The sequence below is a fragment of the uncultured Tateyamaria sp. genome (genome assembly GCF_947503465.1).
In the GTDB taxonomy this organism is placed as follows: Bacteria; Pseudomonadota; Alphaproteobacteria; order Rhodobacterales; family Rhodobacteraceae; genus Tateyamaria.
In genome coordinates this window covers 1016810-1034108 of record NZ_CANNDN010000001.1, presented here as the reverse complement: position 1 = coordinate 1034108, position 17299 = coordinate 1016810, and the positions used below count along the sequence as shown (strand labels likewise).

Below are 17299 nucleotides of genomic sequence, written 5' to 3'. Positions count from 1 at the left end.
GATTTTGCAGACCGTCCCGCGCATGGCGCGCAGGGGATGCGCACCCGACGGTGTGATGCGCGCCGGGGGGCGTGCAGGTGTCACCCGCTGGGCATCTTGAGTACGACGTTCCGGTTGCCCTTTTGATAGCGCAATTCGCTGTCGCCGATGGCCGACACCCGTCCGCCATCAAACCGGTCACCCACCTTCACCTTTTGGTAGCGTCCGTTCTTCAACCGCACCAGCGCGCGGCGGTTGGACGGCGTGCCGTAGACCCCGATCAGGTTCACGCGGCTGAGGTTGATGGCGTTGCGCACGGTGGCTTCGCGCGCGACGGACGCCGATGACGGGATTGACGGCGTTACCGTGCGCGGCGCAACGGCTGCCACACGCGCAGGCGTGGGCTCTGCGCGGCTGGCGCGGGCGACAATCCGGTCGAAGTTGCCGGGCCGGGTCTGGGGCCGGTAGGATTGCGCGGCCGCCAGCGGGCTGATCGTGGCGGCGGCTTCGGCCTCTGCCAGGTCAGGTTCGTCCACGTCCTGCGGCACTTCGGCCTCTTGCGGGGCGGCGGGGCGCAGGCGCGGCCGCAACAGTGCCAGTTCCGATCGGGACAGACCGCCCAGGGTGGCGCGTTCATTCTGTTCAACAAGGTCCGCAGGCCGCGCGCGCGGGCGCTGTGCCGCCAATTGCCGGGTTGCCGCATCGGGGACCGTTTGCGTGTCCGGGGTCTCTTCGGCCTGCTGGCGTGCATCTGCGGGTGGTTCCACGGGCGGGCGGCCCAGGAACACGGTGAACCCATCGGGGCTGAGCGCGCCGTCCTCGGTGGGCACGATGCGCCCGTTTTCGTCAAAGGCGAAATTCGTGCCCGCCGCCGGGGGCGAGGTCACGTCGGGCAGGGCGACATCGGTCAGAAAGCTGTCCGCGCCCGGCAGGGCGATGGCATCCAGCGCGGGGCTGATCGGATCGATGCCGGTGATATAGAGGTCTTCCAGCTGGATCAGGTCCGTGGGCGGCGGCGGTGTCTGTGGCGCGCGGGGCCAGATGCCGGTGACGGCATAGCGTGCTTCGAGCGCGGCCTTGTCCAGTTCCTGTTGGGCGGCGGGGTCCGGTTGCGGGTCGCGCAGCGCGTCCAGAACGGCGGCGTCTTCGGCCGTCAGCCCGTCGCTCAGCCCTTCATTCAGCGAGGCGACGATCAATTCGTCTCCGCTGTCGCCGGTCGGTTCAAGGTCGATTGTCGCGCCCACGTCTTCGGCCAGCGCGTCCACGGCATCCGCAGGCAGGGTCGAGGCCAGCGTGCGTTCGCGCTTTGGAAACAGCTTGGCCAGCCCGTCATCCAGGAAGACGGACGCCCAGGCGGCCACACCGGCCAGAAAGACCAGCAGGATGGCCGTCAGGATCAGGCCCAGAAAGCGCGGTTTGCCACCGACCTGCACATCGGCGCGTGCACCGAACACGGTCATCCGCTGCGCTTCGGCAGCCGTGGCGCCGGTGGCAGGGGCCGGTTGCGCGGTGCGCGCGGCGCGGGCGCCCGAGGCTGCGGGCGGCGCTGGCGGCACCCGTTTGGGTTTGCGCCGCGACAGGAAGCCCCCCTTGTCCGCCGGCTTGTCCACCGGGGGCGGGACCGGATCGTCGGGAAGTGCGGCAATCGGCGGGGCCGCGCGCAGGCTTTCGGCGGCGGCCTGTTGCGGATTGAGGACGGGCGTGGGCGTGTCGGCATCCGCCGGCGCATCGCCGACTGTCAGACGCGCGGCAGGTTTCCTGGCGGGTGGATCGCGTGTGACGCCGCCCAAGGGCGCGGCCGTGCCCCCATTGGCGCGCCGCCGCGTGGCAAAGCCCATCAGGGCCGAACCGTCCACATCCTCTGCCGGGTCCGGGTCGGTGTCCGGGTCCTGGTCCGGGGCGGCGGGGCCACTGTCGGGCTGTTCGTCGTCCTTGGGGGCCGCGTCCGGCGTTGCGTCCGGTTTGGCCGCGAGATCGGGCTCAACCGGGTTCTCAAGGAGTTGCGGCTTCGGACGTGGTGCGGCGTCCGGCTGTGCCGCCGGTGTCGCGTCCTGGGCGGGGTCCGGTGCCGGGGCCGCGTCCTTTTGCGGTTCGCTTTCGGATGTCTCCGCTGTCTCGGCCGGTTCGGGATCCGGGTCTGGTGGCGCGACGACCACGACGCGGATGCCATCGGGTTCGACCTTGGCGCCGTCAGGCAGAACATTGACGGCATATGCCGTCTGGCCAAAGAACGGCTCGCCCAGGAACCCGTCACCCTCCGGCGCCGCCACGAAACTGACCGGATGGAATTTATGTTCCACGGCAAAGGCTTCGGCCTCGGTCAGGGTTTCGCGGGCGACGGCGGCGATATGCGTCCTGGCCCCTTCGGTCGAGATGTCGAAGGCCAGCGCGTCCACGGGATAGGGCGTTGCGCCATCCAGGGCGATCCGCGCCGCGTCGCGGCGGGCGTCGTCGTCCACGTCGCCGGTGTCGATGGTCAGGTACTTGATCTGGTCATCGGGAATGATCAGCTTGGTCCGCACCCGCTTGGTCTTCACCGCGTGCGCCTTTTTGCGCAGGGCACCGAGGTCCTTGTTCAGGTTGGCCGTCCCGACATCCACCGATCCAACCGCGTGCCAGCCCCCTGCCGCGCGGTGCAGCAGACGGATCCCGTCGAATGACAAGGAAAGCGCGAATTCAGGCTTCATGATCGGCCCATAGCAAGTGGATGCCCCAAACGGAACACAAAGAGTGGTTAGGCAAAGAATAAAGCAGGTCTTTGCCCATGCAAAGAAAAAGCCGTGTGATGGGGGTGTACCGTCGTCGCAGCCAAAGGCACTGTGGGGGCATCTTGGACAGGGAGCGTGCCATGAGGCGGATCGTATTCAGTGCAATTGCGTGGACTTTGCTGGTTGGGTGGGCCTGGGCCGAGACCGCCCCGCCTGTCCTGTCGGTGTCGGGCGCAGGGCAGGTGGCGGTTGTGCCGGACATGGCCGTGATCTCTTTGGGTGTTGTGCATGTGGACAAGACCGCCGGGGCGGCGATGGCCAAGGTCGGTGCGGATGCTAGGGCGTTGATTGACGTGCTGGGGGGCGAAGGCGTTGCGGCGCGGGATATCCAGACGTCGCAACTGAGTGTCGGGCCGGTCTGGGACACGCGCGCGAGCGGGCCGCGCACGATCACGGGGTTTGAGGCGCGCACCATGGTGACGGTGCGGGTGCGCGATCTGGACGGGTTGGGCGCGGTGCTGGACAAGGTGCTGGACGCGGGCGCCAACACGTTCAACGGTCTGTCCTTTCAGGTGCAGGACCCGAGCGCGGCCGAGGCGGAGGCGCGTGCGGCGGCAGTGCGGGAGGCGCTGGAGAAGGCGCAACAGTTGAGTGCGGCGGCGGGCCTGACCCTGGGTCCGGTGCTGAGGTTGAGCGAAGGGGGCGCGGGTGGCCCGCGTCCCGAGCTGTTTGCCGCGCGTGCGGCGGATGTGCCGATTGCAGCGGGTGAGGTGACGATCCGCGCCACGGTGTCGATGGAGTTCGCGCTGGAGCCGTGATGCAAAGGCCGCTGCGCGACGACAGATTGGAGGGGCTTTGCCCCATTGCGGGCGCAGGTGTCTGACCCTGCGCCCGGTCTGAAACGGCTCAGCTCACCGCTTTGGACAGCGCCTGGTCAAGGTCGGCGATCAGGTCGTCGGCGTCCTCGATCCCGATGGACACCCGGACCACCTCTGGCGCGGCCCCTGCGGCGCGTTGCTGGTCCACCGTCAATTGCCGGTGCGTTGTGGACGCCGAGTGGATGATCAGGGACCGTGCGTCGCCCAGGTTCGCCACGTGGCTGAAGATCTCGAGCGCGTTCACCAGCTTGACGCAGGCGTCATAGCCGCCCTTGACCGCGAAGGTGAACAGCCCACCCGCGCCACGGGGGCAGATCTTGGCCACCCGGTCATAGTAGGGCGAGGATTTGAGGCCCGCATAGGTGACGTAGTCAACGCGGTCATCCTTCTCCAGCCATTCGGCGATCCTGACCGCGTTTTCCACATGCCGGTCCATGCGCAGCGACAGGGTTTCGGTGCCCATCAGCGTGTAATGCGCCGCTTGCGGGTTCATCGTCATGCCCAGATCGCGCAGACCGATGGCGATGCCGTGGAAGGTGAAGGCCAGCGGACCGAATGCCTCGTGAAACTTGAGGCCGTGATAGGCGGGCTCGGGTGCGCTGAGCGACGGGAACTTGTCATTGGCGGACCAGTCGAAGGTGCCGCTGTCCACGACCACGCCGCCGGTGACAGTGCCGTTGCCGGTCAGGTACTTGGTGGTCGAATGCACCACCAGCGTGGCCCCGTGTTCAATGGGGCGGCACAGGTACGGCGTGGCGGACGTGTTGTCGACGATCAGCGGGATTTCGGCAGCATCCGCGATCGCCGAAATCGCGTCGAGATCGGTGATGTAGCCGCCGGGATTCGCGATGGCCTCGCAGAACACGGCGCGGGTGTTGTCATCAATCGCCGCTTTCACCGCGTCCAGATCGTCGAAATCGACAAAGGTCGCCTCCCAGCCGAAGCGTTTGATGGTCTGGCTGAACTGCGTGACCGTGCCGCCATAAAGACGGGTGGACACCACCACGTTCAGGCCCGGCGCCATCAGGGGAAACAGCGCCATGATCTGGGCCGCATGGCCCGACGAACAACAGACGGCACCGACGCCCCCTTCGAGCGTGGCGACACGTTCCTGCAACACTGCCACCGTCGGGTTGGTCAGGCGCGAGTAGATGTAGCCAACCTCTTGCAGGTTGAAGAGCGCGGCGGCGTGTTCGGCATCGCGAAAGACAAAGGCGGTCGACTGGTAGATCGGCGTCTGGCGCGCGCCCGTGGCCGGGTCGGGCCGGGCGCCCGCGTGAATTTGAAGGGTGTCAAAGCCGTATTTGGGGCCGTCGGTCATGTCTGTCTCTCCCACCTGCGGCGCGCGGGATGCGCCGGGTCACTGTCATTGCCTGCATGGTTAGGCAATGGCGCCGAGGGGGGCAAGGGCAGGGTGCGCCCTCACGCGGACTTCATCAGGGGCAGGGCGTCGGACACTTCCGGGAACCCAAGTGCCTTGTAGTCGATCATTTCGATCCTGGGCGACAGCGCCATCTTGTCCTGAAACACCGCATAGCGGACCTGACTGCTGCAGATCAGGCGGTCGGCGCTGTCGAAATGGTCCCATTCCACCCACAGGTTCGAGTACCCCTTGTGCGGTAGCCCCGATGCGATGACCCGCGGCGTGATGCGGGTGATGTCGGCCTTGCGGGCGGCGTCGCGATAATGCGACAGCGCCTCGACCAGCGCGCTGGGCGCGCCAAAGACCAACAATTCGCCTTCCGTGTAAAGCGGCAGGGGATAGGTGAAATTCTGCGCCAACTGCAAAAGCGCGTCGTTGCAGAAGGCGTGCGAAAGTTGCGTCAAAAAACGTTCCATGGACTGTGGCATCTCAGTCTTTCGAATGTTGGGGTTGAAGTTTTATTGACTGGTCAAATAATAACCGGCGTGCCCTAGCGTAAGGGGAAAAACGACCTCAAACGTCTCAAAATGGTCATCGCGTCCCGATGACGCAGCGTCACGGGGGGCGTCAGCGCATCCAGAACCCGTTGGACTTGATCCGGTTGCGGATGGCCTGTTCGCGGCGCGGCATGTCGTCCTGGTCAAACAGCGCCCGCACCTTGGCCCCGCGCCCCTGGAACACCATGCGCTTGATCGGGTCATAGCCCTTGAGCACCTTCTTGATCTTGTTGGGGGCGGTAACCTCTTCCAGCGTGGCGATGACCGCCTCGCTTTCGCGGGCGTAAAGCAGCGGGAAGAAGCGGTAGTGGCAGGTCACATCCCCATCCAGATGGCCATGGACGGCACTGTCGCGCCCGCCGCCCAGTCCATGGATCACCAGGGGCAGCGCCACCTGGTCCAGCCAGGGGTCCAGCGATTGGCACACCAACGGGCCCGGGGCGTCGTCGCGGATGGACAGGGCGTAGTGGAGAAACCGTTCACCAAAGGCATGCGGGCAGGCGCCAAAGAAGAAACCCGCGTTGAAGTACAGGTAGCGCTGCCAGTATTCGTCGGGTTCGGACAGGTCCAGGCTGCTTTCGAAATCCAGATCGAAACGGTCATACAGCGACTTCCAGATTTCGGTATAGCCCGGGCCATACAGCTCGATCTGCGGCCAGGTGCCTTCGCGCCGCAGCGACGCAGAGGGATAGTCAAAGTCAAACGGCACCTTGGCCAGATCGCCCAGCACCAGCGTGTCACTGTCGAAGAACACAAACGGTGCGCCCTTGGGCAGGGCCGTCAGCATCTCGATCTTGTTGCCATAGGGATAGGCGTCGCCGAAATGCCGGTTGTGGAACGGCACGATTTCAGCGCCAAGGGCAGTCAGCGCGTCCCGTACATCACCCGACATGCGCGGGTCCTTGGGCCAGAGCGGGCCGGGCTGCGGTTCGGCAATCAGGATGCGACCCTTGAACCCGGGGCTTTTGGCGCGCAGCGACGCCATGAACAACAGGGCCTCGTACCCCAATCGCCCCGCTTGCCCGACAAGGGCGATGTTGAACGTCTTGGGGGCCGTTTTCTTGGTCTTGCGTGCCATGGGTGCCTGTAGGTCTGCGTTTTCGCGGTTTTGCGGCACTATACGCGGCAGGCGTGTATCGCAAAAGACCGAAGATCGGTCATTCTGGCGGTGGGTTCAGCAGATCGTACAGTTTTTGCAGGACCGTCAGGATCAAGAACGCGCCGATGGCCCAGATCAGCAGTTCGAACGGGGCGAAATCCGTGCCGCGCAGCCATTGGCCCACAAGACCGCCCTGGGGCCGCAGCGCGTCGATGCCGAAAAGGCCGTCGCGCGGCCAGAGCCGCAGATACCAGAACCGCGAGACATAGAAGAGGATCGCGGCGGCAAGGGCGGCAATGACCAGCCAGAGGATGCGTTTCATTCCGTCACCTCGATGCTGTCCACGTCAATCTCCCAGATCAGCAGGTCGCCATGTTTGGTGATCTCGCCCTCGGCGGTGATGAACTGGGCCACGTAATCATAGGCCTCGCGCGGCAGGCGCGTGCCGTCCGGGCCGATGACCAGCAGGAATTCCTCGCCCATGACAGGCTGGGTCGACACGAAGATGGGCGGCACGTCGCCCAGCAGGCACAGGTTGGCGCAGGCCTTGTGGGCAAGGCCACGGCCCGGGCGCATGGCCCCGGCCAGGCATTTGCCGTCGCAAATCTCGCCCGTCAGTTGCCAGCGCCCTTTCGGTTCCGGCACGATCTCGGGCGCGTCTCCCTCGGCGGCCTGAATGCCGTTCCGGCCCCCGCGCAGCTGCATCATGTAAAGGTCGCCGCGCTCCAGCACGATACCCGACACCTGCGCCAGTTGCCCGTCAAGCGGCATGGCACGGCCATCGACGCCGGATTTGCCACCCGCCGTCATCATGAAACTGTCGCCCGGTTTGATCCGGTCATTGCCCTCGACCACGTGGATGACGGGATACGGGGTCATCTCGACTACGCCCGTCACCGTCTGGCGGCCATAGTCAAAGCGGAAGGCGCCCGGGCCGGGGTCGTCCTGGGTGGCACCCATCAGAAAGCCCGCAGCCCCAAGGCCCGCGATCAGCAGCGCACAGGCGGTGATCAGAAAAGTCCGCAGCGGACCGGGCGCGGGGGCGTAGCCGACGAAAAACGGTTTCTCGCTCATGCCGGGGCTCCTTCCTCGGGCGGCTCGGGGGCCGGGGCTGGCAGGGGCACAGGCTCGACATAGGTGCCGGGCGGGTTGGCGTCGGGATGCACTTCGACCATGCCGTCCACGATGCGGACGCGGTAGGTGGGCACCTTTTCGGTGAAGGGCGCAGGCGAGCGGCCCGTGCGCACATCATACTGGAACCCGTGCCACGGACAGGTCACAAGACAGTCGATGATCCTGCCCTCGCCCAACGGCCCGTTCTGGTGGGCGCAGGCATTGGAAATGGCGCTCAGCTTGCCCTCCATCAGGTAGACGGCCACGCGGTCGCCGCTGGCCAGCTTGGCGATCTTGGCAAAGCCTTCGCGGAAATCGCCCACACGGGCCACCTCGGCCCAGGCGCCATCCTTGGCGGCGGCCTCGGCCCGTTCTTGCCACCATGCGGCCAGGTGCAGAACGATCACGACACCCGCACCCGCGATGAACAGCGCGGTGAACACGTGGTTCTGCTGGTCCTGCAGGATGCCCAGCGACACATGCGCCGCGACCGAGAAATAGGCGGCATAGATCAGGTAATGCAGCCGCTTCCACACCGGCGGTGTCAGGAATTTCAGCCAGAAGTCATGGGATGTCGCCGCCAGGATCAGCAGGCAAACCAACGCAAAGATGCCAAACAGTTCAAAAGGAAATCCGGCGATCTGCCCAAAGCTGGAATTGGCATAGAGCAGGCCAACATATTTGTCGGAACTGGAGAAATTGAAGTACCAGTTCAGGATGTAGCCCGCATGGGTCAGCGCGACAAAGGCCGTCATCACACCGAAATGGCGCCGATTGTAGAGCAGGGGCAGGAACCGCGGGTCCAGCCGCGCGGCGGGGCCGATGCACAGGATCACGGTCAGCATGACAAAGGCACAGGCGCCAAAGGCGCGGGCATTGTGGATTTGCGGGTTGATCGGGCGCTCGTGGCTGAGCACACCGGGGGTCAGGTACAGGAACACCCACAGGAACGCGGCCACACCCGCCAGCATCACGGCATCATAGATCCATTTGTTCGGGTTCCACTGAACGGGGATGTACTTGACGCTCATTGGCTGGCCCCTTCGGACAATTGCACAGGGGCTGCGTCGGCGGGCCAGGTCTGGCGCACGCTCAGGCCGGTGATCACGATGACGACGATGCCGATGCTCATCAGCGCGACGGCCAGACCATAAGAGGCGCGGACCGGACGATAGCGGGCGGCCCAGGCGGCGCGTTCTGTTTCGATCTGCCACCAGCGCCACAGCACAAGGGGCCAGATCAGCAACACGCCGGGGATCAGCAGCGGGCGAAAGATATAAGCGCCGCGCGCGTCTTCGTCGATGCGGTCAATTCCGATCGTCAGGAAAACGGCGGCCACAAGCGCGCCGATCATCCCCCATGTTTGCAGTGCCATCACGAGGGCCTGTGCCACGTCCATGTCGTGTCTTCCTTGCGGCTTCGGTCGTTCCGGGATGATCCTAACAAGCCGACCGCGTCAGACCCAAGTCAAAACTGTCCATTGTGCGTGACAGTGCGAAATTGTGATCGGCCCCGCGCGTCGTCCCGCCGATATCCTGCGGCCCGGATCGAAATTGGACTGTAAGTTCCGGCCCGTTTGGGTCTATCACTTGGGCCATATTCTGCGAAAATGCCGCCAGAACAGGGAGCAAACACATGAAAAAACTCGCATTTGCCGCCACTTTGATGATGGGCACGTCCGTTGCGTCCATCGCCGCCGCCGACTGTGGCGAGGTGTCGATCACCGAAATGGACTGGGCGTCCGCCGCCGTCGTGACCAACGTCGCCAAGTTCCTGCTGGAGCAGGGCTATGGCTGTTCCGTCACCGTCGTGCCCACCACCACCGTGCCCGCCATGGCGTCCGTGGCCGAAACGGGCGAACCTGACATCCTGACCGAACTGTGGACCAGCTATACCGAGGTCTACGAAGAGTTGCGCGACGAGGGCAAGCTGGTCGAGATGTCCAAGGTCCTGTCCGATGGCGGGGTCGAGGCCTGGTGGATCCCCGATTACCTGGCCGAAGCACACCCCGAGCTGAAAACGCTTGAAGGGATCAAGGCCAACCCGCAGCTGGTCGGGGGCCGGTTCCACGATTGCCCGTCGGGCTGGGGCTGTGACATCACCAACCACAACAACTTCAAGGCCGCAGGGCTGGCCGATGCGGGCGTCGAACGCTTCCAGCACGGGTCGGGCGAAACCCTCGCCACCGCGATTGCCGCCGCCTACGAGGCGAAGGAGCCGTGGTTCGGCTACTACTGGGCGCCCACATCCGTTCTGGGCAAGTACCCGATGGTGCAGGTCGACATGCCCGCCTATGACGCCGACACCCACACCTGCAACGGTCTGGAAGACTGCGCCACACCCGGCCTGTCGTCCTATCCGGTGTCGAACGTGGTGACGGCGGCGACCCAGACCTTTGTCGACCGCGAACCCGAAGCGGCCGCCCTGATGCAGAACCTGACCTTCACCAACGCCCAGATGGGCGAGGTTCTGGCCTGGCAGGAGGCCAACGAGGCGTCCAACGAAGAGGCGGCTGTCTATTTCCTGACGACCTACAAGGATGTCTGGGGCAGCTGGCTGAACGACGACGCGCGCGGCAACCTGTCGGCCCTGCTGCAATAAGGCGCGCGCCGGGGGCTGACCCCGGCGCACCTCGCCCCGCCGGGCGCAAGATCAAGAAACGTGAGGGGACGACATGGCAGCCTATGACGGGGTGATTGACGGCCTTGGCCTGCGCGACTGGTGCGATGTGGGCAAGGAAGACGCGCCCCTGTCCATGGCGCAACTTCTGGCCCAGGCGGGCGGCGACGACGCGGCGGCAGAGACGGGCGGCTTGCCCTTCCCATCGCTGGACGTGCTGCACGAGGCCTGCGGGCGCATCGGCCAGACCCGCGATCTGACCGCCGGGATTGAACAGGGGTTCCTGTCGATCCGGTCCGAGCTGAAATTCGCCCTAGATCCCATCACGCAACCGCTGTCGTGGATGCTGGACGGCACGCTCTGGGTGTTCGAGAGCGCGCCGTGGTGGGTCATGATCCCCGCGTTGTTGCTGCTGAGTTACTGGGTGAGCCGGTCGAAATCCGTGACCGGGTTCGTGGCCGCCGTGCTGCTGTTCTTCGGGTTCATCGACCATTACGAGGTCGCGATGCAGACGCTGGCCATCGTCTTTGTCTGCACCGGGCTGTCGGTCCTGCTGGGCGTGCCCATCGGCATCGGCATGTCGAAATCCGACACCGCCCAACGCACCATAGTGCCCATCCTCGACCTGTTGCAGACCCTGCCGACCTTCGTCTATCTCATCCCGCTGATCTTTCTGTTTTCCGTCACGGAATCAAAGCTTTATGGCATTGCCATCATCCTTTACGCCATCGTGCCGGTGATCCGGTTGACCGATCTGGGCATCCGCCTCGTGGACCGCGACGTGATCGAGGCGGCCAACGCCTTTGGCCTGACCGCATGGCAAAAACTCAGCCGCGTGGAGTTGCCGCTGGCCCTGCCCAACATCATGGCGGGCGTGAACCAGACCATCATGATGAGCCTTGCGATGGTGGTGATCGCGTCCCTCGTGTCCGCCCCCGGCCTTGGCGTGCTGGTCCTGCGCGGCATCCGCAACCTGGAACTGGGCGTGGGGATTGTCGCGGGTCTGGGGATCGTGCTGCTGGCCGTGATCCTTGACCGGGTGTCCAAGGCGGCCCTGGCCCGTGTCGACACCGGCCGGAAGGAGCATTGACGATGACCGCCAAGGTGTCCCTGCGCGGGCTCTACAAGATATTTGGTCCCGACGATGCGGCCATGGTCCGCCATGTGAAGGCAGGCATGGACAAGGGCACGCTGCTGGAACGCCACAAACACGTGCTGGGCCTGCGCGACATCAACGTCGACATGCAGCCGGGCGAGATCACGGTGATCATGGGCCTGTCGGGATCGGGCAAGTCGACGCTGATCCGGCACCTGAACCGCCTGATCGACCCGTCGGCGGGCGAAATCCTTGTCGATGGGCAGGACGTGATGACGCTGGGGCAGGGCGCGCTGCGCAGCTTGCGCCAGAAACAGATGTCGATGGTGTTCCAGAAATTCGCCCTGTTGCCGCACAAGACGGTGCTGGAAAACGCGCAGCTGCCGCTGAGCGTGCAGGGCGCGGACAAGGCCACCTGCGACAGCGAGGGGCGCAAATGGCTGGCGCGCGTGGGGCTTGAAGGGTTCGAGGATCGCTATCCCTCGCAACTGTCGGGCGGGATGCAGCAGCGCGTCGGCATCGCCCGCGCGCTGACCGCCAACACCGACATCATGCTGATGGACGAGGCGTTCTCGGCCCTCGACCCGCTGATCCGGACCGACATGCAGAACCTGCTGCTGGAACTGCAAAAGGAACTGCACAAGACCATCGTCTTTATCACCCATGATCTGGACGAGGCGCTGAAACTGGCCGACCACCTCGTGATCCTCAAGGATGGCGCCGTGGTGCAACAGGGCGAGCCGCAGGGCATCCTGCTGCGCCCCGCCGACCCCTATATCGAAGACTTTGTCAGCGACATCAACCGCGCCCGCGTGCTGCGGGTCCGGTCGGTGATGACCGCCCATGACGGTCAGACCTGCCAGGGCGACGTGGCCGCCACCGCGACGCTGGAAGACGTGATCGCGCTGTCGGACGGGGACACCAACCACACCTACCGCGTGTGCGAAGGTGATACCGTGGTCGGGCAGTTGCACATGGCCGATCTGGTGCGGGCGCTTGTGCCCCGGGTCGCGTCCGGGCGCAGGTCCTAGCGGCACCGCGCGCCATATGCACAAAACTGCCGAATCTTGACGCAGGACAAGTCGTGATCGGGGCTGCGTCCGGCCCGGCGGGCGTGCCATGCGGCAGCGGATGTCGCGGCTGGGCGATCAAATTTCGCGTGAACCTGCCGATCTTCCACACAAATGTCACCTGTCGCCCGCATCGGCCCGGGCACATGCTGCCGAAGGCTAACCGCCGAAAAAGGCGCAATTTTCTGCAAACATACGGATAGCACTGGTGGTGTTGCCCATGGTCTTGGGGGCAAATCCGGGGTCGATTGCGCGAGGTGTAACGCAATCAGTACATTGATTGTGTCAGTTTAGTGTGACACATTGACACTGGCTGGGTTCCTCCTTGGCCGTTGGGACCCCGCCAGCAAGAGCGCTCGAACACATGAATTCATGATCTTTGGCGTTGAATTGGAAGTAACGGCCATCGACATGGAGGCACTTGATGTCTGATGATCCTGATAAGGTATGGCCAACCGGCCTGACCCTGAGAGAAGCTGAGGAAGTCCACAGCTATCTCATTGACGGCACGCGCGTTTTCGGCGTGATTGCCCTTCTTGCTCACATCCTGGTGGCGATCACAACGCCCTGGCTCGGGTAAGGGGGACACGTCATGAACAACTCGAAAATGTGGCTTGTCGTGAAGCCAACCGTTGGCGTTCCGCTGTTTCTCAGCGCCGTCGCGGTCGGTTCTTTCGCGGTACATGTTGCGGTTCTAAGCAACACGACCTGGGTGTCCGACTTCCTGTCGGGACAAGAGCTGGGCTCGGGCGCGACTGCGGCGCTTGACGCATCGACCGACAAGGCGATCCAGAAGGCGTCGTACCTGACCGGAACGACCGATGATGGCGCCCAAGTCATCATGGTCGAAATGCCGGATGGCAGCACGGCCCTGGCCACGCTCAAACCCGATCAAGAGGCGCGGGCAACGCACCTCCTCCCCGAAAAGTAACGGGGCTATATACAGTGCGCTCTTGGGCCGGTGCGGTTTCCCGCATCGGCTGATCCCTTCCTTTTTGGATGCCGTCCATGCGACGGCCCCCTGACGCGATGTTCAAATACCACGCCTTTGCCTTGAACAAGCTGTCGCGCCTCGCGCCGCGATATCTGCCCTTTGCAGATGTTGCGACCGAAACGGTGCCGCTGTCACGGCTGCTGCGCCTGTCCCTGTTTCAGGTCACGGTGGGCATGGCATTGGTGCTGCTGGTGGGCACCCTCAACCGCGTCATGATCGTCGAATTGAATGTCCCGGCCAGCCTGGTGGCCCTGATGATTTCGCTGCCGGTGCTCTTTGCACCGCTGCGCGCGCTGGTGGGGTACAAGTCCGATACCCATCACTCGGCGCTGGGCCTCAAACGCTTTCCCTACATCTATCGTGGCACGCTGCTGCAATTTGGCGGCTTTGCCATCATGCCCTTCGCGCTGCTGGTCCTCTCCGGCTACCAGGAGGCGGCGGATGCGCCGCGCTGGGTTGGCCTTGCATCTGCCGGGCTGGCCTTTTTGCTGGTGGGGGCGGGCCTGCATATCGTGCAGACCGTGGGGCTGGCGCTGGCCACCGATCTGGTCCCGGAACAGGACCACCCCAAGGTCGTGGGCCTGATGTATGTCATGTTGCTGTTTGGCATGGTCCTGTCGGCGCTGGTCTTTGGCCTGATCCTGGAAAACTACACGCCGGGCCGCCTGATCCAGTGCATCCAGGGCGTTGCCGTCCTGACGGTCCTGCTGAACGGCATCGCGCTGTGGAAGCAAGAGGCGCGGGTGCGCACGCCCGAAGGGCACGTGCCTGCCCCAAGCCCCAGCTTCTCGGACGCGTGGCGCGACTTCATCGCCCAGGCACAGGTCATGCGGCTGCTGGTTCTCATCGCCTTGGGCACTTTTGCATTCGGCATGGCCGATGTCGTGCTTGAACCCTATGGCGGGCAGATCCTGCACCTGTCCGTGGCCGACACGACGCGGCTGACAGCCACGCTTGCCTTGGGCACATTGCTTGGCTTCGGCTATGCCGCGCGCACCATGTCGCGCGGCACAGGGCCGTGGCCGGTGGCGGGTCTGGGGCTCGCCGCCGGCATTCCGGGCTTTGGCGCCATCATTCTGGCCGCATGGTCCGATGCGCAGGTCCTGTTCGTGACCGGCGTCTTCCTGACGGGGCTGGGCGCGGGGCTTTTCGGTCACGGCACGCTGACGGCGACATTGTCGACCGCGCCCCGGTCCCGCACGGGGCTGGCCCTTGGCGCGTGGGGGGCGGTACAGGCCACCGCGGCCGGGGCAGGGGTCGCCTTTGGCGGTGTGGTGCGTGACCTGGTCCGCTCCCTGCAGGACGCAGACAGCGCTACGCCCTATCTCGCTGTTTTCTCATCGGAAATTCTTATCCTCTGCGCCGCGCTGGCCGTCATCTTGCCGGTCATCGTCGCGCGGGCTCGAAATTCAGACGCTTCACGCTATCCTGTGTCCCAAGGGACATCGGAGGGCCTGTTGTTCCACAGTGCGCACCCAACGGCCGGACATCTCCGGCGCGAACCCAAGCGACCGGAAGGACGACCAGCACAATGACCACCGTAATCACCCGGCTCTACGCCGATGACGCAACCGCCAAGCGCATCACCTCAACCCTTCAATCGAAGGGATTTCCAGAGGACACGATGGATGTGTTTCCCGCAGGCACCAGCGCCGAGACCTTGATGGAGGCGCGCGTGGACGAGGCATCGGCCAACGCCTTTGCCGGGGCATTGTCAGGTGACATGGCCCTCATGGTTGTCCGCGCCCCGGTCACTCCGTTCGGTGCCGCCCGCGCCGCCATGACGGCCGCAGACAGCGTCACCTCGACCCGCGTGCCGGGGACAGAGGAAAACCGCCACATCTCGGAACAGATGGACCGCGACCTGTTCATCGGCCTCAGCGTGATGACGCATCACCCGCGGTTCCTGTCCAGCGACATGAACCCACGCGCCAATGCCAACCGCGACCTGGTATCGCGCGCGCTGCACTGGAAGCTGCTGTCGGACCCGAAGCCGCGCAATTCGGCCTGGTCCGGCACGACATTCATGTCGCAAAAAATATTGCCTTTCCCGCTGCTGAAGTCGCGCAAGTCGGGCACATCGGTGATCTCGGGCGGCAAACGGATGCTGTACAACCCCTTCTAGCGTGCCGCCTTGGGCGGCGCGCGTCGCCCCGGCAGCGTATCGGCAAATGCCGATGCGCGAGTGCGGATGCAAGTTGTAACGTCAATCAAGCCCATCCGTACCAGCGTGCCGCCTTCGGCGGCGCGCGTAGTTCCGGCAGCGTATCGGCACCGCCGATGCGCGAGAGGGGCCGCCCTGCGCGCGTCTTTCAGCCCCGTGCGACGCGACGGACCAATCCGTTCGATCTTGCGGATGCGCGGAAAAGAGAAATGGTGGGCGACCCTGGAATCGAACCAGGCGTGCGTCTCCGCGAGGGAGTTACAGTCCCCTGCCACACCTTGCGGCCTGTCGCCCACTACGCCATTAGGACCTTCAGGCCCGGGTGGCGTGAGCGCGTGATTACCGGGACGCATATCAGGGGTCAAGGCACAAAATCCCCCCGCACCACCAAAGGGACGCAAGATGAAAAAGCCCAAATGGGTCGTCGCGAAAGAGCAGGCGAAAAAGGCCGATGCCGCCACAACCGTCTGGCTCTTTGGCCTGCACGCGGTGCGCGATGCGCTGTTGAACCCGGCCCGCGAGAAATTGCAGCTGATGGTGACGCTGAACGCCCGGAACAAACTGGCGGACGCGATCGAAACCGCGGGCATCGCCGCTGATGTGATCGACCCGCGCAGGTTCAACCCGCCCATTGATCCCGGTTCGGTCCACCAGGGCGCCGCGCTCGAGGTCAAGCCGCTCGATTGGGGCAGCCTTGCGGATGTCGCGATCGGGGCGGATGCGCCCCGGCTGATCCTTCTGGACCGCGTCACCGACCCGCACAATGTGGGCGCGATCCTGCGCTCTGCCGAAGTGCTGGGCGCGTCCGCCGTCATTGGCACGCGCCACCATGCCGCCCCCGAAACGGGCGCGCTTGCAAAGACCGCCTCGGGCGCGCTGGAACGGCAACCCTACATCCGCGTCCGCAACCTCGCGGATGCGATCGTGGACTTGCAGGGCATGGGGTACATCGTGCTGGGGCTGGACGGCGCGGCAGAGCACACGATCGAAAGCACGCTGCACGGTCAAAAGGACCGCGCCGTCGCGCTGGTGCTGGGGGCCGAAGGACCCGGTCTGCGCCAGAAAACCCGTGAAACCTGCGATGCGTTGGTCAAAATCGACGCGGCGGGCGGGTTTGGCTCGCTCAACGTCTCAAATGCAGCGGCAATCGCCTTATATGCCTCCAAGGACCACGGATAGGAGGCGATCATCGCCCACCCCACGAAAATCGCCACATGCTGCTATTGCGGCACGCGCGCCGCGCTTGTGCTGCGCGGGCGCGACCGGCATGAACTGGCCTGTTCCACGTGCGGCGCGCCCCTGCACGACCTCAAGATGCTGCCGAAGAAAAAACAGGCCGGCGACCGCGACCTGGTGCGCCCATCGGCCATCCAAAGCCCGCGCCAGCCAAAATCCGCCCGGAAAAAATTCCAGAAACGCACGTCGCGCTGGAAGGACATGTTCGAGGACGCCTTTGATATCATTGAGGATATCTTTGACTGACACAGGCGTGCGCCCAACCCGATCAAATGCCGCGATTAAGGGTTCGTTCACAGGTTTGCGAGAGGGTCTTTTTCAGTGAGCAGACCACCATATCTGTAGAAGTGAACCGCAGGCTTGGAACTCCTGCAGGTTAATTCACTGTCCCTCGTTCCGCACCTTTTCGCCCCTTTCGCTTTG

At 64.6% G+C, this 17299-nt stretch carries 18 protein-coding genes and 1 tRNA gene; 10 read left to right on the top strand and 9 right to left on the bottom strand.

The features are described from left to right. Positions 1–80 precede the first annotated feature (80 nt). Positions 81–2666, bottom strand: a complete 2586-nt coding sequence (locus tag Q0844_RS05295) for a hypothetical protein (RefSeq protein WP_299042828.1) — start codon at positions 2664–2666, stop codon at positions 81–83. A gap of 161 nt (positions 2667–2827) precedes the next feature. On the opposite strand from Q0844_RS05295, the gene Q0844_RS05290 reads away from it, so the two are divergent. Continuing rightward, positions 2828–3505: an SIMPL domain-containing protein gene (locus tag Q0844_RS05290; RefSeq protein ID WP_299042826.1), complete on the top strand. Its 678-nt coding sequence runs from the start codon at positions 2828–2830 to the stop codon at positions 3503–3505. Positions 3506–3593: 88 nt separating this feature from the next. On the opposite strand, the gene Q0844_RS05285 is transcribed toward Q0844_RS05290, so the two are convergent. From Q0844_RS05285 to Q0844_RS05255, 7 genes are all read right to left on the bottom strand, one after another. Further along, complete coding sequence (locus tag Q0844_RS05285) at positions 3594–4886, bottom strand: O-acetylhomoserine aminocarboxypropyltransferase/cysteine synthase family protein (protein ID WP_299042824.1); 1293 nt, start codon at positions 4884–4886, stop codon at positions 3594–3596. 101 nt (positions 4887–4987) lie between these two features. After that, positions 4988–5404 (bottom strand): hypothetical protein, encoded by a 417-nt coding sequence (locus tag Q0844_RS05280; protein WP_299042822.1) that lies wholly within the window; start codon positions 5402–5404, stop codon positions 4988–4990. A 151-nt stretch (positions 5405–5555) separates the two neighbouring features. Further along, positions 5556–6563: a hypothetical protein gene (locus Q0844_RS05275; RefSeq protein WP_299042820.1), complete on the bottom strand. Its 1008-nt coding sequence runs from the start codon at positions 6561–6563 to the stop codon at positions 5556–5558. Positions 6564–6642: 79 nt separating this feature from the next. Further along, positions 6643–6906: a hypothetical protein gene (locus Q0844_RS05270; RefSeq protein ID WP_299042819.1), complete on the bottom strand. Its 264-nt coding sequence runs from the start codon at positions 6904–6906 to the stop codon at positions 6643–6645. Continuing rightward, positions 6903–7658, bottom strand: a complete 756-nt coding sequence (locus Q0844_RS05265) for a hypothetical protein (protein ID WP_299042818.1) — start codon at positions 7656–7658, stop codon at positions 6903–6905. Before Q0844_RS05265 ends, Q0844_RS05270 begins: the two co-directional genes overlap by 4 nt. Then, complete coding sequence (locus Q0844_RS05260; protein ID WP_299042817.1) at positions 7655–8728, bottom strand: Rieske 2Fe-2S domain-containing protein; 1074 nt, start codon at positions 8726–8728, stop codon at positions 7655–7657. Before Q0844_RS05260 ends, Q0844_RS05265 begins: the two co-directional genes overlap by 4 nt. Next, the gene (locus Q0844_RS05255) at positions 8725–9096 is read right to left on the bottom strand and encodes a hypothetical protein (RefSeq protein WP_299042815.1); all 372 of its coding nucleotides are present in this window, start codon (positions 9094–9096) and stop codon (positions 8725–8727) included. Before Q0844_RS05255 ends, Q0844_RS05260 begins: the two co-directional genes overlap by 4 nt. Positions 9097–9332: 236 nt before the next feature. On the opposite strand from Q0844_RS05255, the gene Q0844_RS05250 reads away from it, so the two are divergent. The 7 genes from Q0844_RS05250 (at position 9333) to Q0844_RS05220 (ending at position 15601) form a co-directional block, all read left to right on the top strand. Next, positions 9333–10298 carry a glycine betaine ABC transporter substrate-binding protein gene (locus Q0844_RS05250; protein ID WP_299042813.1) on the top strand — a complete coding sequence of 322 codons (966 nt, stop codon included), beginning with the start codon at positions 9333–9335 and terminating at the stop codon, positions 10296–10298. 73 nt (positions 10299–10371) lie between these two features. Then, complete coding sequence (locus Q0844_RS05245; protein ID WP_299042811.1) at positions 10372–11406, top strand: ABC transporter permease subunit; 1035 nt, start codon at positions 10372–10374, stop codon at positions 11404–11406. Between the two features lie 2 nt (positions 11407–11408). Then, on the top strand, positions 11409–12443 hold the full coding sequence (locus Q0844_RS05240) for a betaine/proline/choline family ABC transporter ATP-binding protein (RefSeq protein ID WP_299042810.1): 1035 nt from the start codon (positions 11409–11411) through the stop codon (positions 12441–12443). Positions 12444–12906: 463 nt separating this feature from the next. Continuing rightward, on the top strand, positions 12907–13062 hold the full coding sequence (gene pufB / locus Q0844_RS05235; protein ID WP_299042808.1) for a light-harvesting antenna LH1, beta subunit: 156 nt from the start codon (positions 12907–12909) through the stop codon (positions 13060–13062). Between the two features lie 12 nt (positions 13063–13074). After that, complete coding sequence (locus tag Q0844_RS05230) at positions 13075–13413, top strand: light-harvesting protein (RefSeq protein WP_299042806.1); 339 nt, start codon at positions 13075–13077, stop codon at positions 13411–13413. A gap of 77 nt (positions 13414–13490) precedes the next feature. Beyond that, positions 13491–15011, top strand: coding sequence for a PucC family protein (locus Q0844_RS05225; protein ID WP_299042805.1), 1521 nt, complete (start codon positions 13491–13493; stop codon positions 15009–15011). After that, the gene (locus Q0844_RS05220) at positions 15008–15601 is read left to right on the top strand and encodes a hypothetical protein (RefSeq protein WP_299042803.1); all 594 of its coding nucleotides are present in this window, start codon (positions 15008–15010) and stop codon (positions 15599–15601) included. Before Q0844_RS05225 ends, Q0844_RS05220 begins: the two co-directional genes overlap by 4 nt. A 249-nt stretch (positions 15602–15850) precedes the next feature. Here the strand turns inward: Q0844_RS05220 and Q0844_RS05215 are convergent. Beyond that, positions 15851–15934, bottom strand: a tRNA-Tyr gene (locus Q0844_RS05215). 108 nt (positions 15935–16042) lie between these two features. Here Q0844_RS05215 and rlmB point away from each other — a divergent pair. Beyond that, entirely contained in the window at positions 16043–16819 is a 777-nt protein-coding gene (gene rlmB, locus Q0844_RS05210; protein WP_299042801.1) for a 23S rRNA (guanosine(2251)-2'-O)-methyltransferase RlmB, read from the top strand. 66 nt (positions 16820–16885) lie between these two features. Then, positions 16886–17122 carry a hypothetical protein gene (locus tag Q0844_RS05205; protein WP_366522977.1) on the top strand — a complete coding sequence of 79 codons (237 nt, stop codon included), beginning with the start codon at positions 16886–16888 and terminating at the stop codon, positions 17120–17122. The last annotated feature ends 177 nt before the right edge of the window (positions 17123–17299 follow it).